Origin of the sequence: Kitasatospora xanthocidica (genome assembly GCF_014656195.1) — a bacterium.
Classification (GTDB): Bacteria; Actinomycetota; Actinomycetes; order Streptomycetales; family Streptomycetaceae; genus Kitasatospora; species Kitasatospora xanthocidica.
The window spans coordinates 220175-241959 of the sequence record NZ_BNBY01000003.1 but is presented as its reverse complement, the minus strand read 5'-3'; the positions used below and the strand labels follow the sequence as shown (position 1 = coordinate 241959).

Sequence of the window (21785 nt, the reverse complement as noted above, 5' to 3'; positions counted from 1 at the left end):
ATGTGGGGAGCGGGGACAGAGTAGCGGTGATAATCATATTCATCTAGGTCTTCCGCTGCGGCCACTTCGATGGGTAGCCTGCGTCGACTGCCTCGTTCCGCTTCGGGTCTGCTCGCGCTGGGGTGATCCCTGCGCCGAGGCCGAGAGCAGACCTCAGGTGAGACCCAAGGTCCGGACGAGCTCGGCGAGTTCGAACCGGCTCTGGACCTACTTCAGCCCCGCCGAGCAGATCGCCCCCGGTGAGCGCACCGGCCGCTTCCGGACCGGCGGCGACCAGCCCGTCCTGGACGCCGACGGCCGCAGCCGGATCTCGGTGGAGGACGCCGCGGTCGCCCTGGTCGACGAGGCCGAACTGCCCCGCTTCGTCCAGCGCCGGTTCACCGTCGGCTACTGATCAGGACCGGGTCGGCGGCGGGCCGAGCGGCGGGCGGCGCGCGAAGAGGAGCGCACCCGGCAGGCTCTCGTCGGGGTCGGTCAGGAGGTGGGCCTCGACCGTGAACCCGGCCTCGCGCAGCCAGGCCGCCACCTGCTCAGGGCGACGGCGGTGGACGTGGACCTTCATCGGGTGACCGCCGTAGCCCTGGGTCTTCAACCGCGACTCGGAGCCGACGTGGAACCCGAGCAGCAGCGGCGCACCGGGGCGCGACACCCGCCGGAAATGGCCGAAGACCGTGGGGACGGCCTCGTCGGGGATGTGGATCAGCGACCAGCAGGCGAGCAGGCCGGCGACCGACTCGTCGGCAAGGTCGAGGTCCGTCATCGAGCCCACCTCGAACCGCAGACCGGGATGGTCGCGCCGGGCCACGTCGATCATCACGGGTGAGAGGTCGACACCGAAGGCGTCGAGACCCAACTCGCCCAGATGGGCGGTGATGTGACCCGGGCCGCAGCCCACGTCCGCCACCGGCCCGCCGCCGGTGGCGTGCACCAGGTCGGCGAACAGCGCCAGAGCCGCCCGAAGGTACGGTGCCCCGGCCAGAGCCTCGCGGATGTAGTCGGCATAGCTGACGGCGACGGTGTCGTAGGAGGTCCGGGTGTCCGTCAACCAGGAGTCGGCGTTCATGCCCGGCAGAGTAGCCCGGTGGCCGAGGTCGATGCAGAGCCGGCGGACCACTGCCGAGAACATACCGGCTTCGCTGCGGGGCGCACTCCCGGCGGCCCGCACCCTTGACGTGGCAATCCTGCGGGAAGAGACTCCGGAGAGGACATCCTCGAACGTGGGCGGGAGAGCCGTGAAGCGTGCGGAGCGGGCTGCCGATGGCGCGGCCCATGCCGTCCGGCTGCTCCCGGTGCTGACGTGCCGTCGCCACATCGATCTGCAGCGGGTGTGCAGCAGCATGGCATGAGCCCGTGCTCCCCGCGGCCCGGCGGCCGTTCCCGTCGGAGTGGACCGGGCCGTCGCCCCTCCTGAGTCCGTCCTTCACCCCCACCCTCATCCGTCGTACGCGCCTCCGCGTACCTCGACGCCCGGGAGACCCATGTCCGCCCCGTTCCCCTCCGCCGTGCCCGCCCTCCGCGGGCGGGTCGGCCGCGATGCCCGCAGCGGGTACTTCCCCGTGCCGCACCGCTACCGGCTCCACCTCGCGCTCTCCTGTCCGGACGGTCTGCGGATCGCCGTCACCCACGGCCTGCTCGGCCTCGACGACACCCTTCCGATGAACCTGCTGCCGGCGGTTCCTGACACGGACGGCGGCGGGTACTCGGTGCTCCGGCCGCTCTACGAGGCGAGCTCGCACCGGCACCCCGGGCCGGCGACCGCGCCGGTGCTCAGCGACGACTGGAGCGGACGGATCGTCAGCACCGACCCCGCCGAGATCCTCACCGACCTGGCGCGGCGCTTCGACGGGGCCGGGGCCGACCTCCACCCGTCCGGCGCCGAGACCGCGATCGAGGCGGTGGGGCTGCTCTGCGAGCGGACCGTCAACGCCCCGGCCCAGCGCGCCGGCCGGGCCGACGCCGCTCCCGCCGAACGTGCGGCGGCCCTGCGCACCCTGCTGGACGGGCTGGCCGTGGTCGAACGCCGTCTGGACGGCCGGGACCACCTGCTGGGTGCGGGGCCGACCTTCGCGGACGTACAACTCTGGGTCACCCTGGTGCAGTTGGACACCGTGCACCGCTGGCACCTGGACGCCGCCGCCGTGCGGCTCATCGCCGAGCACCCCCGGGTGTGGGCCTACGCCCGCCGGCTGGCCGGACACCCCGCGTTCGGCCGCCACCTCGACCTGGCCGGCACCGCCCTCCGCCACCACGCCCGCTGCCAGGGCAAGGAGGCCGCGGGAGCGGCGATGCAGATCGTCGACTGGGCGGAGCACGCCCAGCGGTGGGTGCTGCAGCCGGGCTGAGCGCGGGAGGGGGCTGGTGCGGAGACTCCGTGATCAGCAGGTCCGTGATCAGCGGATTCGTGATCAGCGGTTCCGCGATCAGCCCCCGGGCAGCGCCACCCGCCACCCGCCGGCCCGCCCGTCAGAGCACGTCCGCCAGGAACTGCCGCAGCCGTGGGCTCCGAGGGGTCTCGAAGAGCTCCTCGGGCGGGCCGGACTCGACCACGCGGCCGCCGTCCATGAACGCGACACTGTCGGACACCGAGCGGGCGAAGCCCATCTCGTGGGTGACCACCACCATGGTCATGCCCTCGCGGCCGAGGTCGGCCATCAGCGCCAGCACACCCTTGACCAGCTCCGGGTCCAGCGCGGAGGTCGCCTCGTCGAAGAGCATCACCCGGGGTGCCATCACCAGGGCACGGGCGATCGCGACCCGCTGCTGCTGCCCGCCGGACAGCCGGCCGGGGCGGACGTCGGCCTTGTCCCGCAGGCCGACGAGGTCGAGCTGGCGGTACGCGGTCTCGGTCGCCTCCTCGCGGGACAGCCTGCTCAGTTTGCGGAGCGGAAACGTGAGGTTGCGCAGGACGCTCATGTGCGGGAAGAGGTTGAACTGCTGGAAGACCATGCCGACCTGACGGCGCAGCAGATCGGGGTCGCGCCGCAGGACGCTCTCGCCGTCCAGCAGGACGTCGCCGCGGTCGGGTTCCAGCAGCCGGTTCATCGCCCGGAGCAGCGTGGACTTGCCGGAGCCGGACGGCCCGATCACGGAGAGCGTGTGTCCCCTGGGGACGTCGAGGTCGACGCCGCGCAGGATCGGGGTTCCGCCCAGGGAGAGGTGGAGATCCCGGGTCGCCAGGCTGACCGGGGAGAAGGACGTACCGGTGCGGGTCGCCGCGGTGCCGGTTACTGCGGTTTCGGTGAGTCGCCGGTCAGGCACGTGCCGCTCCTTCGGGTGCGGGGTCGGGTGCGGTCACGGGTGCGGAGGGGGAGGGGGAGTCGGGCGTGCCGCTGCCCTGGTCGTCCACCCTGCGCCCGTGCCGGAGCCGCCGGTCGACGATGTTGACCAGGTGCGTCAGCGGCACGGTGAGGACGAGGTAGAACAGGCCGGCGAGGACCAGCGCGGACTCGTTGCCGGTCGTGGCGGCGGAGTCCTGGCCGATCCGGAACAGGTCGCGCTGACCGGCGGTCAGCCCGAGGAAGTAGATCAGGCTGGAGTCCTTGATCAGCGCGATGAGCTGGTTGACCCAGGCCGGCAGGACCCGCCGGACACCGAGCGGAAGGATGATCAGCCGCATCGCCGAGGCGTACGAGAAGCCGAGGGCGCGCGCCGCCTCCAGCTGGCCCGCCTCCACGCTCTGGATCCCGGAGCGGAAGATCTCGCCGAAGTAGGCGGCGGCGATCAGCGAGAGCGAGAGGATGCCCAGCGGGTAGGGGTCCGGTCCCCAGATCTGCATCCCCTGCGGCGCCAGGCCGACGCCGACCAGCAGGATGGTGACCACGGCCGGGAGGCCGCGGAACACGTCGGTGTAGACGCGGGCCGGCCAGCGCAGCCATCGGGTCCTGGCGATCCCGGCCACCGCCAGGAGCAGGCCCAGCACTGTGCCGATGATCGCCGAAGTCACCGAGAGGATCAGCGTGTTGGGCACGCCGGTGGTGAGCAGGTCGGAGATCGCCGAGCGCATCGATCCCCAGTTGAAGAACGTCTCCGCCAGCGTGCCCAGCTGGTCCACGTCAGCCTCCTGTCCGGTCTGTTGCGGTGTTTGTGGTCAGCAGGTCAGGGGGTCGCGGACGCGCTGACCGGCGCGCTCGTCGCCGGGCCCGGGCTCGCCGCGGCCACGGGCGGGTAGGTGACCGATCCGCCGCCGGGCTTGAAGCCGTCCGGCACCGGCCGGCCCGGGTAGTACTGTTCCTGGAGGTGCGTCCAGGTCCCGTCGGCGATCACCTCGTCGAGGGCCTTGTTCAGCGCGGCGAGCAGCTGCGGCCGGTTCTGCGCGACGGCGAAGGCGGTTGGTGCGGGGCTGAGCTGCTTCTGCGCGAGCACCACCTTGCCGCCGCTGTCCGTGGCGCTCTTCTCGCCGATCTCGGCGGGCGAGATCCAGGCTTCCGCGGTGCCCGTCTTCAGCTGGTTGAGCGCGCTGTTGTAGTCGGGCACCCGCACCGGGTTGAGGTTCTGCTTCGTCGCGTAGTCGTCCTGGACCGTTCCCTGGACGACCACGACCCGCTTGCCGGCGAGCTGGTCGAAGGCGGTGATCGGCGAGCCGGCGGGAACGTCGAGCCCGAAGTAGCCGAAGTCGTACCCGTTGGTGAAGGCCACCGTCTTCTTGCGGGCCTCGGTCACCGTGATCGACGAACTGCCCACGTCGAACTTGTGGTTGGCGACCTGCGACAGCAGGGAGGAGAAGTCGGTCGAGGCGAACTCCACCTTGAGGCCGGCCTTGGCGGCGACGGCGGTGAACAGGTCGTTGTCGAAGCCGGTGAACTTGCCGTCCTTGAGGTACACGTTCGGCGGCGCGTCCGAGAGCGTGCCGACGCGTATCTTCCCCGGCTCGATCAGCTGGTACGGGTTGTCGGCGGAGGTGGCCGACGGCGACGTGCTGCCGCAGGCGGCGAGCGAGGCGAGCGAGACGAGAGCGGTGAGGGTGGTGACGAGAACCCGGCGCGGGCCCATGAGTGCTCCAGAGCTGGTGACGGAGGAGGAACGCGCGACCGGCCCGCCCCGGTCACGCGAGGACCGGGGCACGGCGGCAGCAGCGAACAGCCGCACGGAAAGGTGCGGATGAGGAAGGAAGGAAATGAGAAAGGGGGCAAGCGCCCGGCGTCAGAGCCGAAAGAGGGCGCGCGTCAGCAGCTGGGGCGACAGCTCATCGCCGTCACACGGCGCAGGTCGATGTGCCTGCGCGAAACGAGAAAACCAGCCATGCGGGCACTATGCGTGGTGATCGTCGCCGGAGTCAAATCTTCCACTCAGCGGCGGGAGGGCAAGCCCGATCGTCCTGAGGTGGGACTATTCGGCGATTCCCCGGGTGAGCGACACGACGGTGACGAAGGCACGGTAGAGGCGGATGGGGTCGTCATCGGTGATGTGCACGGTGAGGTCGTCGTCGCGGATCACCCCGGTGACCCAGGTCGCCATCTCGGCGAGGTCGGCGTTGCGGAAGCGGACGGAGAGGGTGGCGGGCAGGGCGATCACGGGTGGTGCGGCGTCCCTGAGCCTCCGTACGGCGGTGTCGGCGCCCTCCCGGATCAACTCCCGGGCCTGCTCCGGGTGCAGGCTGTCGGCGGCGAACCGGGAGACCGAGGTCTTGACCACGACCGCCTCGACGCCGGGGCAGAACGGTTCGACCTGGCTGGCGGTGACGTCGTCGCCGGTGATCAACACGACCGGTACCCGGTGCCCGAGCGCGACCAGCGCGTTGATGCCCGCCTCCCCGGCCGCGATGTCGTTCAGCCGTACCTCGGCGATCGCGCGCGGGTTGTACGTGTGTGACAGCGCGGACGCGGCGCCGGACATCGAGCCGTGGTAGGAGACGAAGAAGACCGCGTCGAACGACGGGTCGAGTCCCTGCATCATGTAGAGGGGCTTGTGCCGGCCCGACAGGTAGCGGGCGCGGCGCGCGAGGCGGTCCGGTCGGAGGTTGGACATGGCGGAGTGCGAGTCGTTGACCAGGAACTCGGTGGCACCCGCGTCGGCGGCGCCCTCGATCGCCGCGTTGACCTCCTGTTCGAGCAACTCCCGGTAGTAGCCGTACTGGGAGCCCGTCGGCCGGCACTGCTCCCAGTCGACGATCCCCGTGGTGCCTTCCATGTCGGACGAGATGAAGATCTTCAACGGTGTTCTCCTCGACGTCCGTGGTCACTTGGACACGTCAGGACCGCATCATCGCGTCCGGTGGGCCGATCCGGTAGATGGCCCCGGGGCAGAGGCGTGCTGTGGCCAACCCGCCTTGGCGAGGTTCTCCTCGAACGCGGCGAGGTAGTCGGGCAGGTGGCGGTCGGCTCGGCGCCGGTCGACATCTGGCAGGCGTCGAGCGCGGCCGGCGAGAGGCCCCGACCCGCGTGATGCGGGTCGGTGAACACAGGTCGGCCGTCCGGAACCGTCAGACCCGGTAGAGGTGGAAGGCCGCGTTCATGCCGTGGCGCCGGACCGGCCGGGGGAGGAGGGTGCGCAGCGCGGTTGCGTCGCGGAAGGTGGCGGCGAGGGTGTCGCGGGCGATCAGGTCGCTGGTCTTGAGCACCACCAGGCAGGGGCGGCCGCCGCGGGAGCGGCGGACGTCGTCGAGGATGCGCGGTACGGGGGGTGTGGTGCGGGTCAGGTCCAGGCCTGCGGGGGTGTATCCGGCGTCCCAGGGCGGTTCGACCAGGTAGACGTCCTGCTCGCTCCGCCCGTCGGGGACCGCGGGGGCGGCGAGGGTGTGCAGCAGGTCGCGGTAGTCGGCGTGGTGGAGCCGGACCGGCGAGTCGACCAGGGTGAGGTTGTGCCGGGTGGCGGCGTGGACCAGCGGGTCGAGTTCGGTGGCGAGGACCCGGTGGCCGAACCGGGGGCCGAGGAGCCGGCCGAGCTGGTGGCCGAGGTTGCCGGAGCCGCAGAAGAGGTCGGCGATCACTGGGCGGGCGCCGCTGACCGGCAGGCCGGCCAGGACGTCGGTCAGGGCGGCGGCGACCAGTGCGGGGTGGGGGTCCTTGACGCATTCCAGTGCGGTGCGGCCGAGCAGCCGGATGCCGTGTGCGGCCATCCGGGGCGCGGGGATGCCGTAGAGCGACAGGCCGTCGGGGTGGCCGCAGACGATCCGGCCGACCTCGCACAGCTGGCCGGAGGTGAGGGGGCGGTTGCGCAGGGGGCCGAGCAGGCGTGCGCGCAGGTCGAAGTAGGCGGCGGAGTCGACGGGTTCCGGCGAGGCTCCGGTCATCGCAGCACCTCGGCGAGGACCTCGGCGAGCGGCGGGCCGTCCAGCGCGGAGCGCAACTCCTCGACGGCTTCGCGGCGTTGTGCCGGGTCGAGGGCGAGGTAGTGCTCGATCCGCTCGTTGAGGTGGCGGCGGAACCGGGCGTAGTGCGCGTCGTCGCGGCAGATCCGTCCGGCGATGTCGACGAGGGCGGCGGTGCCCGTGAAGTCGTCCTCCGGGACGGGGTGGTCGGGCAGCAGGTGGGTGAGGCTGAGCGCGGTCTTGGCGAAGTGGGTGCGGTCGAGGCGGCGGATGGTGAACAGGTGGGCGTAGTGCTGCTCGGGCAGGGCGAGCGGGAGCCGGCCCAGCGCGAGCGCCTCGTGCAGGGCGGTCAGGCCGGGGGTCATCAGGTAGTGGGGGGTGGTGGCGACGTACGCCAGCAGTTCGCGCTGCGGCACCAGCCGGCAGTCCGCCCGGCGTCCGGCCACCGTGACGGTCCGGGCCCGGCGGCCGCCGAACGGCCCGCCGCAGACCAGCACCCGGCCGAACCGCGGCCAGTCGCGCAGCAGGTCGGGCAGCCAGCGTTCGATCAGCAGCAGGTAGTCGTTGTGGGCGTCGAAGTCGAGCAGGAAGTTGCGGAAGCCCCCGAGGTTGACCAGCAGGTCGTACGCCGCCGGGCCCTGGGGCCGGTCCGTACGCCCGGCCGCGCGGAGCCCGTCGTGGTCGACCAGCGCGCCGCTCGTGCGCGGCGCCCGACCGGTGCCGAGAGCGGCGAACTCGGCGATCCGCTCCCGGACGCCGGGGAAGTTCTGGACCACGCTGTGGGTGGCCAGCAGGTGGGCGGCGAGGACGCGTTCGTGCGGGGAGAGTTCACGGAGGTGCCGGTCGGCGGCCGCGAAGCCGGTGCGCGGCAGGGTCGCGCACAGCCGGTGGATCGCGGCCGGCGGCCGGTCCGTGCGCCAGAAGCTGAACAGGCTGTCCACGAGGATCGCCGGCCGGTCCGCGAGTACCGCGCGCAGCACCAGGTCGGCGTCCATCACCGAGACCAACCGGTCGCTGTCGAGCAGGAGTTGACGAAGGTCCTGGTCCGAGGGCAGCGGGGTGCGGATCTCGTCGAAGGCGTCCGGATTGCGCAGCGCGAACTCGGCCGCCACGCCCTCGCCGACGAAGACACGGTGGTGGTCGGGCAGTGCCCGGGAGACCGCCACCAGTTCGGCCGCCGGGCCGAACCCGCAGTTCTGCGCTCCCATCACGAGTCGCACGGGGCCGCCTCCGCGACCGTCGGGCCGCCCGCCTCCGTGACGGTCGGGCCGTCCGCCCCCGAGGCGACCGGGCCGTCCGCCTCCGTGACGGTCGGGCCGGCCGCCTCCCGGTCCGGGAGCACCTCGAGCAGGGCGCTCAACTGCCGGGCGAAGGCCTCCGGGTGCTTGGCGTAGCCGGAGTGGCCCCCGGGGAAGAGCACCAGGTCGCGGCGGAGGGCAGCGGCCAGCGCCGCCACGGGCCGGTGGATCAGGTAGCCGCGCGATTCCTCGCCACCGGCCGGTGTGATCCGGCTCGCCAGCCGCGCCAGCGCGGCCAGGTCGGGCAGGAAGGCGGTCGTCGGCCGCATCACGTGGGCCAGGAAGAAGGTGGTGTTGTCCCGCACCTCCGGCAGGTCCGGCACGGGCCGCCCGCCGAAGGCACTCGCCAGACGCCGCATCCCCGCCGGCGCTCCGTCGCGCAGGTAGGCCTGGTGGACCTCCTCGAAGAAGGCGAGCTGCGCGTCGGCGTCCGGCAGCAGGCGCATCGTCGGGGGCTCGTGGGCGACCACCACGTCCACCCGGTCGGGGTGGCGCCGCAGCAGTTCGAGTGCCACCAGCGCGCCGGCGCAGCTGCCGAGGACGCGCACCGGCTCTCCGGGCACGGCATGCAGGTCGAGCAGGCGGAGTGCGTCCTCGGCCTGCACCTCCACCTGTTGGTCGACCGGTGGACCGTCCAGCGGACTGCGGGAGATGCCGCGCGGGTCGTAGCTGACGACGCGGTAGCGGGCGGCCAACTGCTCGGCCAGGGCCTCGAACACGGCCGCGTCCGAGGCGCCGCCGGGAACCAGCAGCAGCAGGGGCCCGCTGCCGCGGACCTCGACGTGCAGCCGGGCACCGGGGACGTTCACAACTTCGGTCTCAAGTGCGGCCATCGCCTGCTCCAGGAGCTCCGTGGTGTCGGAGGGTCACCTGAATGATACGCACCGTGCCCGGGTCCTCTCGCACTTCGGCGCGGCCGCAGGTGAACGGGTCGGCGGGCCGGATTCCGCCCGGGGGCAACGGTTGCGGCAGCTTCGCGGGTTCACCGTGTCGAGCGGCGAATTCCCGAAAGGGATTCTCCCTGGTCAAGGGCGTGTGGTGAGGCCGGAGTTGTGAAGTGTGCATGGTATTCCAGCGGCTGGCCGCCGGTGGGGATCCGGTCAATGCAAGGAATGTGCCCATTGCTTACTTGATTCGCGCAAGTCCCTTCCGTTCTCAGTTCGAATCTGACAGCATCGTCCGCTATCCGGTGACCAATTGTCGGCAATCTGCGCCGCGTGGAGGAGATGTGACCACCCAGGCCGGCACCCGTGTGCCCACCGGCGGCTCCACCCACCGCCCCGCGCGCTGGGTCCGCGCCAGGCTGCGGGCGAGCCCGGCGGCCGCGCTGCTCATGGCGGCCCTCGCGTTCGTCACCGTCTTCCTCGCGGCGGCCTTCCCCCGTGCCGCGGACCGGGGCGCGGACGCGGCGCTCCAGGACTTCGTCAGCCAGAAGGGCCTCAACCGGACCAGTCTGCAGACCACCTCCAAGGTCCGCGACGGCGACGGAGTCGCCATGCTCGATCAGGTACAGGCACACCTGATCGAGGCGTTCGGCCGGGAGTTGACGCCGGCCCGGGCCGGCCAGGCCTACGGCGCCCGTGCCCTGGGCTCCCACACCATGGGCAATCCGGGGTACGCACGGATCTCGGAGTACGGCCTCCCGGACCTCAGCCTGCTCTACCTGCGCGATCTGGCCGGCCGGGTCACCCTCACCGACGGCACCTGGCCGACCCCGAGTGACGCGCGCGACCCGCTGCCGATCGTGATCAGCGAGAAGGCCGCCGAGACCATCCGCATCAAGCTCGGTGACGTCATCGACAACGGCAAGGACGGCCTGGAGGGCCCGGGCGCCACGCGAAGCACCGTGGTGGTCGGCCTCTACCGGGCCAACGACCCGCTGGACCCGTTCTGGGAGGAGCTCGGCTGCCCGGCCCGTGCCTGCCTGAGAACCAACACCCTCCCCGACTTCGAGCATTGGGCGACCACCGGGTTCGTCGACGGCGGCAGCCTGCCGGCGATGGCTCGCTGGGGTTCGAGCGCCGACAACTTCTGGCGGGTGCCCGTCGACCCCGCCTCGCTGCACGCCGACCGGCTCGACCACACCCGCAGCGTCATCAGCTCCCTCCTGATCGGGCACGGCGCCACCGACCTGGCCGGCGCGACCGGGCGCGCGGACCTGCGCACCAGCTCGCTCCTGCCCGAGATCCTGGCCAGGGCGGACGCCCGCTACCAGGCCTCGCTGCCGCTCAGCGCGATCGGCCCCGCCGGTGTCGCCGGTGTGGCCGTCGTGGTGCTGTTCCTGGCCGCGGCCCTCACCACCGACCGGCGCACCGCCGAGATCCGGCTGCTCCGGGCCCGGGGCGGTTCCGTCGCCGGGGTGCTGCGACGGCTGGTCGGCGAGGGAGCCGTCACCGTCCTGCCGGCCGCGGTGCTCGGGACGGCGCTCGCCCTGGTGCTGCTGCCCACGCCTCGCTGGGACCGTTCGGTGTCGGCGGCGCTGGCCGCGACGCTGATCGCCCTGCTGGCCTTCCCGGCCCGCGCGGCCCTGCTCTGGGCGCGCCCGCGAGCGGCCGGCGGGCGGCGCAGAGTGGTCGGCGAGCTCACCGTGCTGGCGGTCACCGTCGCGGCCGTGGCGGAGGTCCGGCGCCGTGGGGTGGGGCACTCCGGTGCCGGGGTGGACCCGCTGTTGGTGGCGGCGCCGCTGCTGCTGGCCGTCACCGGCGGGCTGGTGCTGGCCCGGATCGAGCCGGTGGTGGTCGGCTGGCTGGCCGCGCTCACCGGTCGGGGCCGTGGCCTGGTCGGCTTCCTCGGCCTGGCCCGGGCCGCTCGTGACAACTCGGGCCGCCGTCGGCCCTCCGCGCTGCCGCTGCTCGCCCTGCTGATCGCCGTCGCCACGACCGGCTTCGGCGCCACCGTGCTCGACACCGTCGACCACGTCCGGACGCGGGCCGCTCGCATCTCCACGGGCGGGGACATCCGCGTCTCCCTCCCGGACTACGCCGCCCTGACCGGGCCGATCGTCAAGGCCGCCGAGTCCTTGCCGGGCGTCCAGGCCTCGACCGGCGTCTGGGTCGAACCCAAGACCCGCATCATCGGCGCCGACCACACCATCACCGAGGCCTACCTGGTGATGGTGGTCGATCCGGCGGCGTACGCCGAGATCGCCCGGACCCTCGGAGTCGGCGGGTTCGACCCTGCGAAGCTCGCCGGCACCCCCGGCGGCCGGGACACCCCGGTGCCCGCGCTGGTCAGCCCCGACCTGGCCGAGCGCCTGGCCGCGGGGTCGTCCCAGGTGCGCACGCCCAACGGCAACGACCTGCGCGTCGCCGTCGCCGGGACCGTCGGCGCCACTCCCGCACTGCCCGACCCCGGCAAGCCGTTCGTCGTCGTTCCCGCCGGCCCCGCCTGGGAGCGGCTGCCGGACGCCAAGCGGGTGAACGAGTGGTTCGCCGTCGGCGACGTCGACCCCGAGGGGGTCAGGACGATCCTCCGGCAGAACGGCGGGGCCCAGCCGACCGGCCTGGCCAAGCTGATCGCGGACGAGGCCGCGGCCGTCGGCAAGGCCACCCACGGCCTGCCCGCGGGATACACGGTGCACAGCAGCCGGGAGGCCGCCGCTGCTCTCGCAGACGACCCGTTGCAGCACGCGGCCGGGCGGCTGTTCTGGTACGCGGCGGCCGCCGGCGGCGGATTCGCCCTGCTCGCCGTCCTGCTGACGCTCTTCCGGGCCGCGCCGGACCGAACCGCCGTGCTGGCCCGGCTGCGCACCATGGGGTTGCGGCCCCGGCAGGGGCTGGCGCTGATCGTCGCCGAGGCGCTGCCGCAGACCCTGGCGGCGGCCGTCGGCGGCGGCCTGGTCGCCGCGGCGGCGGTCGCGCTGCTGGGCGGTGCCTTCGACATCTCGACGCTGGTCGGCGCCGAGGTCGGAGAGGCCGTCACCCCCGTGCTGCTGCCGGTGCTGCTGCCCACCGTGGGCCTGGCGCTGCTGGTCTGCCTCGGGGTGGTGCTGGAAACCCTGATCGCCGGCCGGCGCCAGATCGCCACCGAACTGCGCGCGGGCGAACAGACGTGACGGCCGGGCCGGCGGCAGGGCCCGTGAGAGGCTTTCGCTCCTCGGCGCGCCGGTGCGCGCCGCCCGGCCGGCTGCCAAGGAGACTAACGCTGTGACTGACATGCGAGAGACGCTGGACTACCAGACATTCGGCCGGGCGGTGCGCGAACTCGCGCAGACGATCGCCGATGACGGGTACGAGCCCGACCTCATCCTGAGCATCGCCCGCGGCGGCGTCTTCGTGGCCGGCGGCCTGGCGTACGCGCTGGACTGCAAGAACGTCCACCTGGTGAACGTCGAGTTCTACACCGGTGTGGGCACCACCCTCGACATGCCCGTCATGCTCGCGCCCGTCCCCCAGGCGATCGACTTCACCCACAAGAAGGTCCTGATCGCCGACGACGTCGCGGACACCGGCAAGACGCTGAAGCTGGTCCGCGACTTCTGCCTCGAGCACGTCGCCGAGGTGCGGTCCGCGGTCATCTACGAGAAGTCGCACTCCCTCGTGACCTGCGAGTACGTGTGGAAGAAGACCGACGACTGGATCAACTTCCCGTGGTCGACGGAGCCGCCGGTCGGCCAGCGCGGCGGCCAGGTGCCCGACGCCTGACGGAGCCGCCGCGTACCGGCGGCGGTCACCGCCGCCGGTACGCGGAAGCCTGAAGCGCAGCGGTCCGAAGCGTGGTGCCGGTGGTTCACGGCGCCGGATCGGGCGCCTGCCAGGCGGCCATCTGCTGCCGGAACTTCGGGCAGTCGACGATGTCCTCCTCGCCGCACCTGAGGGCGTGGGTCAGGAGCTGCTGCGCGTGGTCGAGATCGACCATGCGCTGCCGGATCTCGGTGAGCTTGGCGCGGATCATGGCTTCGCGGCGCGGCTGCTCCTGCTGGAACTCCCCGATCTCGGCCAGGCTCAGCCCGGCCTGCTGGCAGGTGCGCAGGACCGTGATCCGCTCGGCGGCCTCCGGCGGGTAGCGCCGTTGCCCGCTCTCGCGCTCGGGTGCGGGCAGCAGGCCGTGGCGCTCCCAGTACCGGATGGCCGATGCGGGCACCTTGGTGAGCTCGGCGAGCCGGCCGATCGTCATGCGCATGTTCCGCTCCTCCTGTTCCTCGTCGATCCGGGCACGTGACGTGGCATGTGGCGTGGCGTGTGACGTGGCATTTGACTTGAACCTTAGTTCAAGTAGAAGAGTGGCCGGCACGAGGACAGCGGCGAACGAAAGCCGCTGGCAGGACACTTGGAGGTACCGTCATGAGCGACCGGGACATACGGGAAGAACGCGCCGAGCAGCTGGTGGAAGCCGCGGAGGGGCTGTTCGCGGCCGGAGTGATGTCCCACTCCGGGCACGCCAACCTGAGCGCCAGGCTCGACGGTCGGCGGCTCCTGCTGACACCGGGGTTCGTCCGCGGCCTGAGGCCCGAACAGCTGGCGACCGTCGGCTTCGACGGGCAGGTCCTCGAAGGCGAGCTGCGGTCCGTCAGCGCCGAGATCATCGCCATGCACAGCGCCGTGTACGAGGCCCGGCCGCACGTGGGCGCGATCATCCACACCCACTCGCCCTCCGCGACCGCCTTCGCCGTGGCCCACCGGCCACTGCCCTGCCGCACGGAGCCGATGCTGCGCTTCGGACAGGCCGAGGACGTCCCCGTGGTTCCCTGGGGACCCCGCGGATCGGATGTGTCGGTGCGTGGCATCGCCGAGGTGCTGCGACAGCGCCCGACGACGGCCGCCGTCCTGCTGGCCAACCACGGCCTGCTGGTGTTCGGCCCGGACTCCGCGGCCGCCGCCCACCTCGTGGTGGCGATCGAGGAGAGTGCCGAAGCCGAGATCGCCGCCGCGGCGATCGGCGGGGCCGTGGACTTCCCCCCGGGCGCCCAGGAGGCCGTGCGCGCCTCGATCGCGCGGGTCGCGTCATGACGGACGACACCCTCGCCGCCCGCACCGAGGCCGTCAGCGACCGCTACCGCTCAACCCTCGGCACCGTCCCCGGCGGGGTGCGGGAACGGCTGCGCCTGGCCCGGGAGTTCGGCCGGCTGCCGACCGAGGAGGCGATCGCGGAACTGCGCCACATCGTGCTGACCGACAGTCCGCTGGGAGCGCGGGTGCAGCAGCTCGTCCACTTCGGGCAGCTGCTGGCCCTCGGCCGCGAACACCCCGCCCGGATCCACGCCCGGGGCGCACTCCACGCCGGAGCCTCCATCACCGACCTCATCGGCGTCGCCGAGACCGCGCTCATCACCGCGGGCGTGCCGGCGTACGCACTCGGCACCGAGATCATCGCCGAACTCCTGCCGCAGGCGGACGGCCTTCGAGCCCCCGGGGCGTAGGCCGGGTGGAGGGCGGAATCGGGCCGTGGGAACGGCCGTCCCGGGGGGTCTCCCGTCCGCCGATCGGACCTGTTAGCTTAGGTAAGCCTAACTTTATGATCGACGTGATGACATGACCGGGGGGACCCATGACCGATCAGCCGACCCGCAGGACGCCGCGCGCCCGCGAGACGAAGGTTCTGCGCACCGAGCGGATCACGCCGCACATGGTGCGCCTGGTGCTCGGCGGCGAGGGGCTGGGGGACTTCGATGCCACGGAGTTCACCGACCACTACGTCAAGGTGCTGTTCGCGCCCGCGGGCGTGACGTACCCGGAGCCGTTCGACCTGGCGCGGATCCGCGAGGAGTACCCGCGTGAGCAGTGGCCGGTCACCCGGACCTACACCGTGCGGGCCTGGGACCCGGCGCTGCGCGAGCTGACCGTCGACTTCGTGGTGCACGGGGACGAGGGCCTGGCCGGACCGTGGGCGGCCCGGGCGGAGCCGGGCGAGACGGTGCGCATCCTGGGCCCCGGCGGCGGCTACGCCCCGGACCCGGACGCCGACTGGCACCTGCTCGTCGGCGACGAGAGCGCCCTGCCCGCGGTCGCGGCGTCCCTGGAGCGGATGCCGCCCGGTGCCGTGGTGCACGCCTTCATCGAGGTCGCCGACGCCGCGGAGGAGCAGAAGATCGTCTCGCCCGCCCCCGTCGAGCTCACCTGGCTGCACCGCGGTGAGCGGCCGGTGGGCGAGGCCCTCGTCGAGGCGGTGCGCGCGCTGGAGTTCCCGGCCGGTGCGGTCTCGGCCTTCGTCCACGGGGAGGCGGGCTTCGTCAAGGAACTGCGGCGCCAGCTGCGCGTGGAGCACGGCGTTCCGCGTGAGCGGCTGTCCGTCTCGGGCTACTGGCGGTTCGGTCAGGACGACGATGCCTGGCGGGCGACGAAGCGCGAGTGGAACGCCCAGGTGGAAGCCGAGCAGGAGCAGGCCGGCTGACCCTGGATCCGGGGCGCGGCCGGCCGGCCCTGTCCGGCCGGCACGCCCCTGCCCCGGCGACGAACCCGTTACTATCCAAAGGCGATTCACCATGATCGCGGGCCCGCACGGGACAGCGGGCCCGGCGGGTCCGGAACCAACGGGGGAAGAGAACGTGGCAGATCCTGACCACACGACAGAGCCGACAGAAGCGCGCATCGAGGATGCGGGCAACATCCTGGTGGCGCCTTCGGCGTTGCGGGACGAGGAGGTGGTCAGGGACTTCTTCGGGTCCACGATCACGCCGGAGGACCTCGCTTCCGGTCCGCCCGACCTCGCGCGGAAGACCGTCTACCTGTGTGGCGACATATCCGGGATCGACGGCCGTCAACTGCGGGCGGCTGCCCGGGTGTTCGCCATCCGGGAGCTGTCGCACGGCTACCGTGAGGGCGCCGACGAACCCTGGGGCCTCGTCGACCTCGGCCGGGTGCCCGTCCGGGTGCACGGCGTCGGCGTGTACTACCGCCGCTTCTTCGGGCTCGGCGCCGATCACTTCGGACGGATCAGCGCGGAGCACGAGTTCCAGTCCCTGACGGAGTCCACCAAGCCCGGAACGGCCCATCGCAGCGGGATCTATCTGACGCCCGTCACCCGGGACGGTGACGAACTGCACTTCCGGCTGCTCCGGTGCTCCACGAACCTCTCGGGGCCGACCGAGGGCTTCCGCCCGACCGACACGGACATCGTCGAGGCGCTGAACCGTGAGGCCGCCACCGTCTTCCGGGACCATGCGCCGCTGAACCACGTCCTCGCCCAGATCTACCACAACACCCTTGCCACGGCGGAGCGCAAGCAGTCCAAGGCCAGGATCTCGTCCCATGCGGACAAGACCAAGGACATGCCCGTCAACGGCGTCATGGCCTTCTGCACCTTCTACGACCGGCTCGACGGGCTGCGGCCGCTCGCCGAGGACGCCTTCGACCACGGGGTGAAGGGTGCCAGCGGGCTGACCGGACTCCGCTTCCGCCGCAAGGAGTCGGTCGAAGCGCTCGACGGGGTCGCGCTGCCCGAGCAGTTCACCCTGACCCTCTATCCCGGCTCCGTGTTCTTCATGCCGCTGTCCACCAACCGGCTGTACACGCATGAGATCCGGCCCTCGGCGCTGGACGCCGAGCTGCTGCCGACCCGCCTGGGGTACGTGGTGCGCTGTTCGAGCGCCGAAGCCGTTCACCGGAACGGCCGGACGTTCCTCAAGACGGCCGGAGGGCAGGTGGAGCTGGGGCCGCCCACCGAGGCCGGCATGGACAGGCTGCGCGGGCTGTACGCCGAGGAGAACAGGACCTCGTCCTTCATCGACTACGGCGACGAATTCCTCTTCAGCATGAACACGGGAGACTACCGTGCCCCCCGGGTCTAGGATCTCGGACGAGATCCTCTCGTACGCGTTGCCGGCCGAGGAGAACCCCTTCGCGGAGCTCTCCGCGTCGGCCCGTCTGGAAGACGTGGGAAAGGGCCGGCGGGGCGCCGTACTCACCAGGGTCGACGAGTCGGGCGGTGTGCCCCTCGTCCGTACCACCACCCGGTACGGCAGCCCGGCGCAGCGGTTCCGGGCGGTGCACGAACGGCTGGCGCGGCGGATCCAGGAACGCTTGGGGCTTCCGGTCGGCTTCAACAACGCTCTCATCGAGAGCTACACGAACGCCTGCACGACCATGGGCAGCCATTCCGACCAGGCCCTCGATCTGGCCGACGGGTCGTTCATCGCCGTCTTCTCCTGCTACCGGGATCCCGGATCGGGCCCGCCGAGGAAGCTGGTCTTCGAGGAGAAGGGGGCCGACGGGGAGAAGTTCGAGATCCCGCTCGCCCACAACGGTGTCGTCGCGTTCTCCGTCGAGTCGAACCGGCGGCTCAAGCACAAGATCGTGCTGGACGCGCCCGATCGGACGGTGGACAACCAGTGGCTGGGGGTGACGTTCCGTACGTCGAAGACCTTCGTCCGGTACCGCGACGGACACGCGTACCTCCCGCAGGGGCCGCGCCTGGTGTCGGCCGACGACGAGCAGCGGCGCGAGTTCTACGGGCTGCGGCGCCGTGAGAACGGTGAGACGGACTTCGGCTACCCCCTGCTGACGTACACCGTCAGCGAGAGCGATCTGATGCCGCCGGTCTGACGCCGGCGGAGCCGGCGACTCCCTCACGGCGAGCGGTGAGCGGATCCGGCCCGCGCCCCCCGATACCGGGTGGGCGCGGGCCGGGGCGGCTCAGGAGCGGGCGGCCGTGCCGGCCCAGGCGCGGTTGCCGAGGAGGGTCTTGATGTCCGAGGCGAGGCCGTTGTCGGGGTTCACCAGGAAGCCGAGCTCGTAGAGGGTGTTCTTGTCCCAGCTGGTGGTGAGCAGGCGGACCGGGACGTCGCCGGGGTGGGCCTGGAGGGCGAGTTTGAGTTCGGCGACCACCGTGGGGGTGATCCGGGAGGTGGGGATGGTGATGTGGACGGGCGGCTTGGTGCCGAGTTCGGCGGAGGAGACGTCGAGGGTGGTGATCTCCTGGCCGAAGATGCTGAGTGAGCCGTCGCGTTCGTTGAGGCGGCCGCGGACCGAGATGACGTTGTCCTCGATCATCTGCTCGGCCATCAGGTTGTAGGTGGCGGGGAAGAACAGCACCTCGACCGAGCCGTCGCGGTCGGCGAGGGTGATGATCGCCCAGGCGTTGCCGGCCTTGTTGATCCGCCGGTCGACGCCGGTGATCAGGCCGGAGAGGCGGACCTCGCCCTCGGTGCGGCCGGAGCCGAGGAGGTCGGCGATCGAGGTGTCGCGGTTCTGGGAGAGGATGTGCTCGGCGCCGTCGAGCGGGTGGCTGGAGACGTAGAGGCCGAGCATCTCGCGTTCCAGGGCGAGGAGTTGGCGGCGGGGCCACTCGTTGTCGGTGAGCTGGAAGTCCAGTCCGATGGTGGGCCCGTCCTCGTCGCCGCCGAGGGCACCGAAGAGGTCGTCCTGCCCGATGGCCTGCTGCTTCTTCACACCGGTGACGGCGTCGATCGCGCTCTCGTGGACGCTGCTGAGGGAGAGCCGGGTGTGGCCGAGCGAGTCGAAGGCGCCGGCCTTGACCAGGGAGTCGACGGTGCGCTTGTTGCAGACCACCAGCTCGACCTTGTCGAGGAAGTCGGCGAAGGAGGTGTACTTGCCCTCCGCCGCGCGGGTGCGCACCAGGGACTCGATCACGGGCACGCCGACGTTGCGCACCGCCTTGAGGCCGAAGCGGACGTCGCTGCCGACGGCGGTGAAGTCGACCACCGACTCGTTGACGTCGGGGGAGAGGATCTTGATGCCCATCTGCCGGCACTCGGCCAGGTAGACCGCCATCTTGTCCTTGTCGTCGGCGACCGAGGTGAGCAGCGCGGCCATGTACTCGGCCGGGTAGTTGGCCTTGAGGTAGGCGGTCTGGTACGAGACCAGGCCGTACGCGGCGGAGTGCGATTTGTTGAACGCGTAGCCGGCGAACGGGACCAGGACGTCCCACACCGCCTGGATCGCCTCGTCGGAGTAGCCGCGCTCCTTGCAGCCCGCGTGGAAGGGCACGAACTCCTTCTCCAGCACCTCCTTCTTCTTCTTGCCCATCGCGCGGCGGAGCAGGTCGGCCTGTCCGAGCGAGTAGCCGGCCAGCACCTGGGCGGCTCGCTGGACCTGCTCCTGGTAGACGATCAGGCCGTAGGTGGGGCCGAGGACGTCCTTGAGCGGTTCCTCCAGCTCGGGGTGGATCGGGATGATCTCCTGCTGGGCGTTCTTGCGCAGCGCGTAGTTGGTGTGCGAGTTCATGCCCATCGGGCCGGGCCGGTACAGCGCGGAGACGGCGGAGATGTCGGCGAACTCGGTGGGCTTCATCAGCTTGAGCAGGGCGCGCATGGGGCCGCCGTCGAGCTGGAAGACGCCCAGGGTGTCGCCGCGGGCGAGCAGTTGGTAGGTGGTGGGGTCGTCGATCGGGATCTTCTCGATGTCGACGTCGACGCCCCGGTTGGCCTTCACGATCTTGATGCAGTGATCGATGATGCCCAGGTTCCGCAGACCCAGGAAGTCCATCTTGATCAGGCCCATGGCTTCGCACGACGGGTAGTCGAAGCCGGTGATGATCACGCCGTCCTTGTCCCGCATGTGCAGCGGGATCAGTTCGAGCAGCGGGGTGGAGGAGAGGATGACGGCCGCGGCGTGCACGCCGGTGCCGCGGATCAGGCCCTCGATGCCGAGGCCGGTGTCGATGATCTTCTTGACGTCCGGCTCGTTCTCGTACAGCGAGCGGATCTCGGTGCCCTCGTTGTACCGGGGGTGCTTGTCGTTGAAGAGGTCGGCCAGCGGGACGCCCTTGCCCATGACGTCCGGCGGCATCGCCTTGGTGATCCGGTCGCCCATCGCGAAGGGGTAGCCGAGGATGCGGTTGGCGTCCTTGACGGCGGCCTTGGCCTTGATGGTGCCGAAGGTGTTCACCTGGGCCGTGTAGGCGGCGCCGTACTTCTCGGTCACGTAGCGGACCATCTGGTCGCGCTGGCGGTCGTCGAAGTCGATGTCGACGTCCGGGGGGTTGATGCGCTCGGGGTTGAGGAAGCGCTCGAACAGCAGGTCGTGCTCCAGCGGGTCCAGCTGGGTGATGCCGGTCAGGTAGGCGACCATCGAGCCGGCCGCCGAACCGCGGCCCGGGCCGACCGGGATGCCGTTGTCCCGGCCGTACTGGCAGATGTCGGCGACCACGAGGAAGTAGGCGTCGAACCCCATCGGGGTGATCACGCCCATCTCCAGCTCGATCCGGTCCAGCACCTCCTGGCTCGGGCTGTCGCCGTACCGGTGCTGGAGCCCGACCTGGATCTTCTTGCGCAGGTAGGAGGCCTGGGTCTCGCCCTCGGGGACGTCGAACTGGGGCATCCGGTCGACGTAGGTGAAGACCTCGTCGTACGACTCGATCCGTTCGGCGATCGCGAGCGTGTTGTCGCAGGCCTGCGGCAGCTCGCGGAAGAGCTCGCGCATCTCGGCGGCGGTCTTCACGTAGTAGCCCGAGCCGTTGAACTTGAAGCGGTTCGGGTCGTCCTTGTTCTTGCCCACGCCGACGCAGAGCAGGCTGTCGTGGGCGTCCGCCTGGTCGGCGGTCACGTAGTGCGAGTCGTTGGTGGCCAGCAGCGGGATGTCCAGCTGCTTGGCCAGGCGCAGCAGGTCCTCGCGGACGTCGCGCTCGATGGACAGGCCGTGGTCCATCAGCTCCAGGAAGTAGTTCTCCTTGCCGAAGATGTCCTGGTAGGCGCCGGCCGCCTTGACGGCCTCGTCGTACTGGCCGAGCCGCAGCCGGGTCTGCACCTCGCCGGAGGGGCAGCCGGTGGTGGCGATGATGCCGGTCGCGTTGGCGGCGATCAGCTCGCGGTCCATCCGGGGCTTCATGTAGTAGCCCTCCATCGACGCGAGCGAGGAGAGCTTGAAGAGGTTCCGCAGACCGGTCGCGTTCTGCGCCCACATGGTCATGTGGGTGTAGCGGCCGCCACCGGAGACGTCCTTGCCGCCCTCGCCGTCGGCGCCGGACGGGCGCTGGCCGCCGGGCGACCAGAACACCTGCTTCTTCAGGAAGCGCGAGGCCGGGGCGACGTACGCCTCGATGCCGATGATCGGCTTCACGCCGGTCTTGGCGGCCGCGTGGAAGAACTCGTAGGCACCGAACATGTTGCCGTGGTCGCTCATCGCGATGGCGGGCATGCCCTGTCTCTCCGCCTCGGCGAACAGCTTGCCGTTCTTCGCGGCGCCGTCCAGCATCGAGTACTCGGTGTGGACGTGCAGGTGCGCGAAGCTGTCGGACACGGCGCTGTACTCCTCGGACGGATCTCGGTCGGAAGCCACCCAGGCTAGCCGGTCGGGGCCGACGGCGTGGCGCGCGGGGAGGACTGCCGCGGAGACCTTGACACGTTC

General features: G+C 71.4%; 18 protein-coding genes and 1 pseudogene. 9 read left to right on the top strand and 10 right to left on the bottom strand.

Going from position 1 to position 21785, the window contains the following annotated elements; translation table 11 throughout:
* Positions 1-190: 190 nt before the first annotated feature.
* Positions 191-394 (top strand): annotated as a pseudogene (locus IE332_RS07265) (NAD(P)-dependent oxidoreductase); the annotation flags it as partial.
* Here IE332_RS07265 and IE332_RS07260 read toward each other — a convergent pair.
* Positions 395-1063: a class I SAM-dependent DNA methyltransferase gene (locus tag IE332_RS07260; RefSeq protein ID WP_189914313.1), complete on the bottom strand. Its 669-nt coding sequence runs from the start codon at positions 1061-1063 to the stop codon at positions 395-397.
* A 415-nt stretch (positions 1064-1478) separates the two neighbouring features.
* On the opposite strand from IE332_RS07260, the gene IE332_RS07255 reads away from it, so the two are divergent.
* The gene (locus tag IE332_RS07255; RefSeq protein WP_189914312.1) at positions 1479-2342 is read left to right on the top strand and encodes a glutathione S-transferase C-terminal domain-containing protein; all 864 of its coding nucleotides are present in this window, start codon (positions 1479-1481) and stop codon (positions 2340-2342) included.
* 121 nt (positions 2343-2463) lie between these two features.
* On the opposite strand, the gene IE332_RS07250 is transcribed toward IE332_RS07255, so the two are convergent.
* The 7 genes from IE332_RS07250 to IE332_RS07220 form a co-directional block, all read right to left on the bottom strand.
* Positions 2464-3258, bottom strand: a complete 795-nt coding sequence (locus IE332_RS07250) for an amino acid ABC transporter ATP-binding protein (RefSeq protein ID WP_308437534.1) — start codon at positions 3256-3258, stop codon at positions 2464-2466.
* Positions 3251-4051: an amino acid ABC transporter permease gene (locus IE332_RS07245; protein WP_189914311.1), complete on the bottom strand. Its 801-nt coding sequence runs from the start codon at positions 4049-4051 to the stop codon at positions 3251-3253. Before IE332_RS07245 ends, IE332_RS07250 begins: the two co-directional genes overlap by 8 nt.
* Positions 4052-4095: 44 nt before the next feature.
* Positions 4096-4989 (bottom strand): ABC transporter substrate-binding protein, encoded by an 894-nt coding sequence (locus IE332_RS07240; protein WP_189914310.1) that lies wholly within the window; start codon positions 4987-4989, stop codon positions 4096-4098.
* A 336-nt stretch (positions 4990-5325) separates the two neighbouring features.
* Positions 5326-6150, bottom strand: a complete 825-nt coding sequence (locus IE332_RS07235; protein WP_189914309.1) for a M55 family metallopeptidase — start codon at positions 6148-6150, stop codon at positions 5326-5328.
* A 268-nt stretch (positions 6151-6418) separates the two neighbouring features.
* Positions 6419-7228 (bottom strand): class I SAM-dependent RNA methyltransferase, encoded by an 810-nt coding sequence (locus IE332_RS07230; RefSeq protein ID WP_189914308.1) that lies wholly within the window; start codon positions 7226-7228, stop codon positions 6419-6421.
* A complete protein-coding gene (locus tag IE332_RS07225; RefSeq protein WP_189914307.1) occupies positions 7225-8466 on the bottom strand; it encodes a hypothetical protein in 1242 nt (413 codons plus the stop codon). Before IE332_RS07225 ends, IE332_RS07230 begins: the two co-directional genes overlap by 4 nt.
* Positions 8454-9377: an alpha/beta fold hydrolase gene (locus IE332_RS07220; protein ID WP_189914306.1), complete on the bottom strand. Its 924-nt coding sequence runs from the start codon at positions 9375-9377 to the stop codon at positions 8454-8456. The genes IE332_RS07225 and IE332_RS07220 overlap by 13 nt, the downstream gene beginning before the upstream one ends.
* Before the next feature lie 395 nt (positions 9378-9772).
* Here IE332_RS07220 and IE332_RS07215 point away from each other — a divergent pair, with 395 nt between their 5' ends.
* On the top strand, positions 9773-12598 hold the full coding sequence (locus IE332_RS07215; protein WP_189914305.1) for a hypothetical protein: 2826 nt from the start codon (positions 9773-9775) through the stop codon (positions 12596-12598).
* A 100-nt stretch (positions 12599-12698) separates the two neighbouring features.
* A complete protein-coding gene (locus IE332_RS07210; protein WP_189914574.1) occupies positions 12699-13187 on the top strand; it encodes a phosphoribosyltransferase in 489 nt (162 codons plus the stop codon).
* Between the two features lie 85 nt (positions 13188-13272).
* On the opposite strand, the gene IE332_RS07205 is transcribed toward IE332_RS07210, so the two are convergent.
* Positions 13273-13665: a MerR family transcriptional regulator gene (locus tag IE332_RS07205; protein WP_189914304.1), complete on the bottom strand. Its 393-nt coding sequence runs from the start codon at positions 13663-13665 to the stop codon at positions 13273-13275.
* Positions 13666-13826: 161 nt separating this feature from the next.
* On the opposite strand from IE332_RS07205, the gene IE332_RS07200 reads away from it, so the two are divergent.
* The 5 genes from IE332_RS07200 to IE332_RS07180 all read left to right on the top strand — a co-directional run bounded on the left by IE332_RS07200 (position 13827) and on the right by IE332_RS07180 (position 18023).
* Positions 13827-14492: a class II aldolase/adducin family protein gene (locus IE332_RS07200; protein WP_189914303.1), complete on the top strand. Its 666-nt coding sequence runs from the start codon at positions 13827-13829 to the stop codon at positions 14490-14492.
* Positions 14489-14902, top strand: a complete 414-nt coding sequence (locus tag IE332_RS07195) for a carboxymuconolactone decarboxylase family protein (RefSeq protein WP_189914302.1) — start codon at positions 14489-14491, stop codon at positions 14900-14902. Before IE332_RS07200 ends, IE332_RS07195 begins: the two co-directional genes overlap by 4 nt.
* Positions 14903-15030: 128 nt before the next feature.
* Positions 15031-15873, top strand: a complete 843-nt coding sequence (locus tag IE332_RS07190) for a siderophore-interacting protein (RefSeq protein WP_189914301.1) — start codon at positions 15031-15033, stop codon at positions 15871-15873.
* Between the two features lie 154 nt (positions 15874-16027).
* On the top strand, positions 16028-17269 hold the full coding sequence (locus IE332_RS07185) for a hypothetical protein (RefSeq protein ID WP_229928390.1): 1242 nt from the start codon (positions 16028-16030) through the stop codon (positions 17267-17269).
* Positions 17253-18023, top strand: a complete 771-nt coding sequence (locus IE332_RS07180; RefSeq protein ID WP_189914300.1) for an alpha-ketoglutarate-dependent dioxygenase AlkB — start codon at positions 17253-17255, stop codon at positions 18021-18023. The genes IE332_RS07185 and IE332_RS07180 overlap by 17 nt, the downstream gene beginning before the upstream one ends.
* Before the next feature lie 90 nt (positions 18024-18113).
* Here the strand turns inward: IE332_RS07180 and dnaE are convergent, their stop codons facing one another.
* Positions 18114-21677, bottom strand: a complete 3564-nt coding sequence (gene dnaE, locus IE332_RS07175) for a DNA polymerase III subunit alpha (protein ID WP_189914299.1) — start codon at positions 21675-21677, stop codon at positions 18114-18116.
* Between the last annotated feature and the right edge of the window lie 108 nt (positions 21678-21785).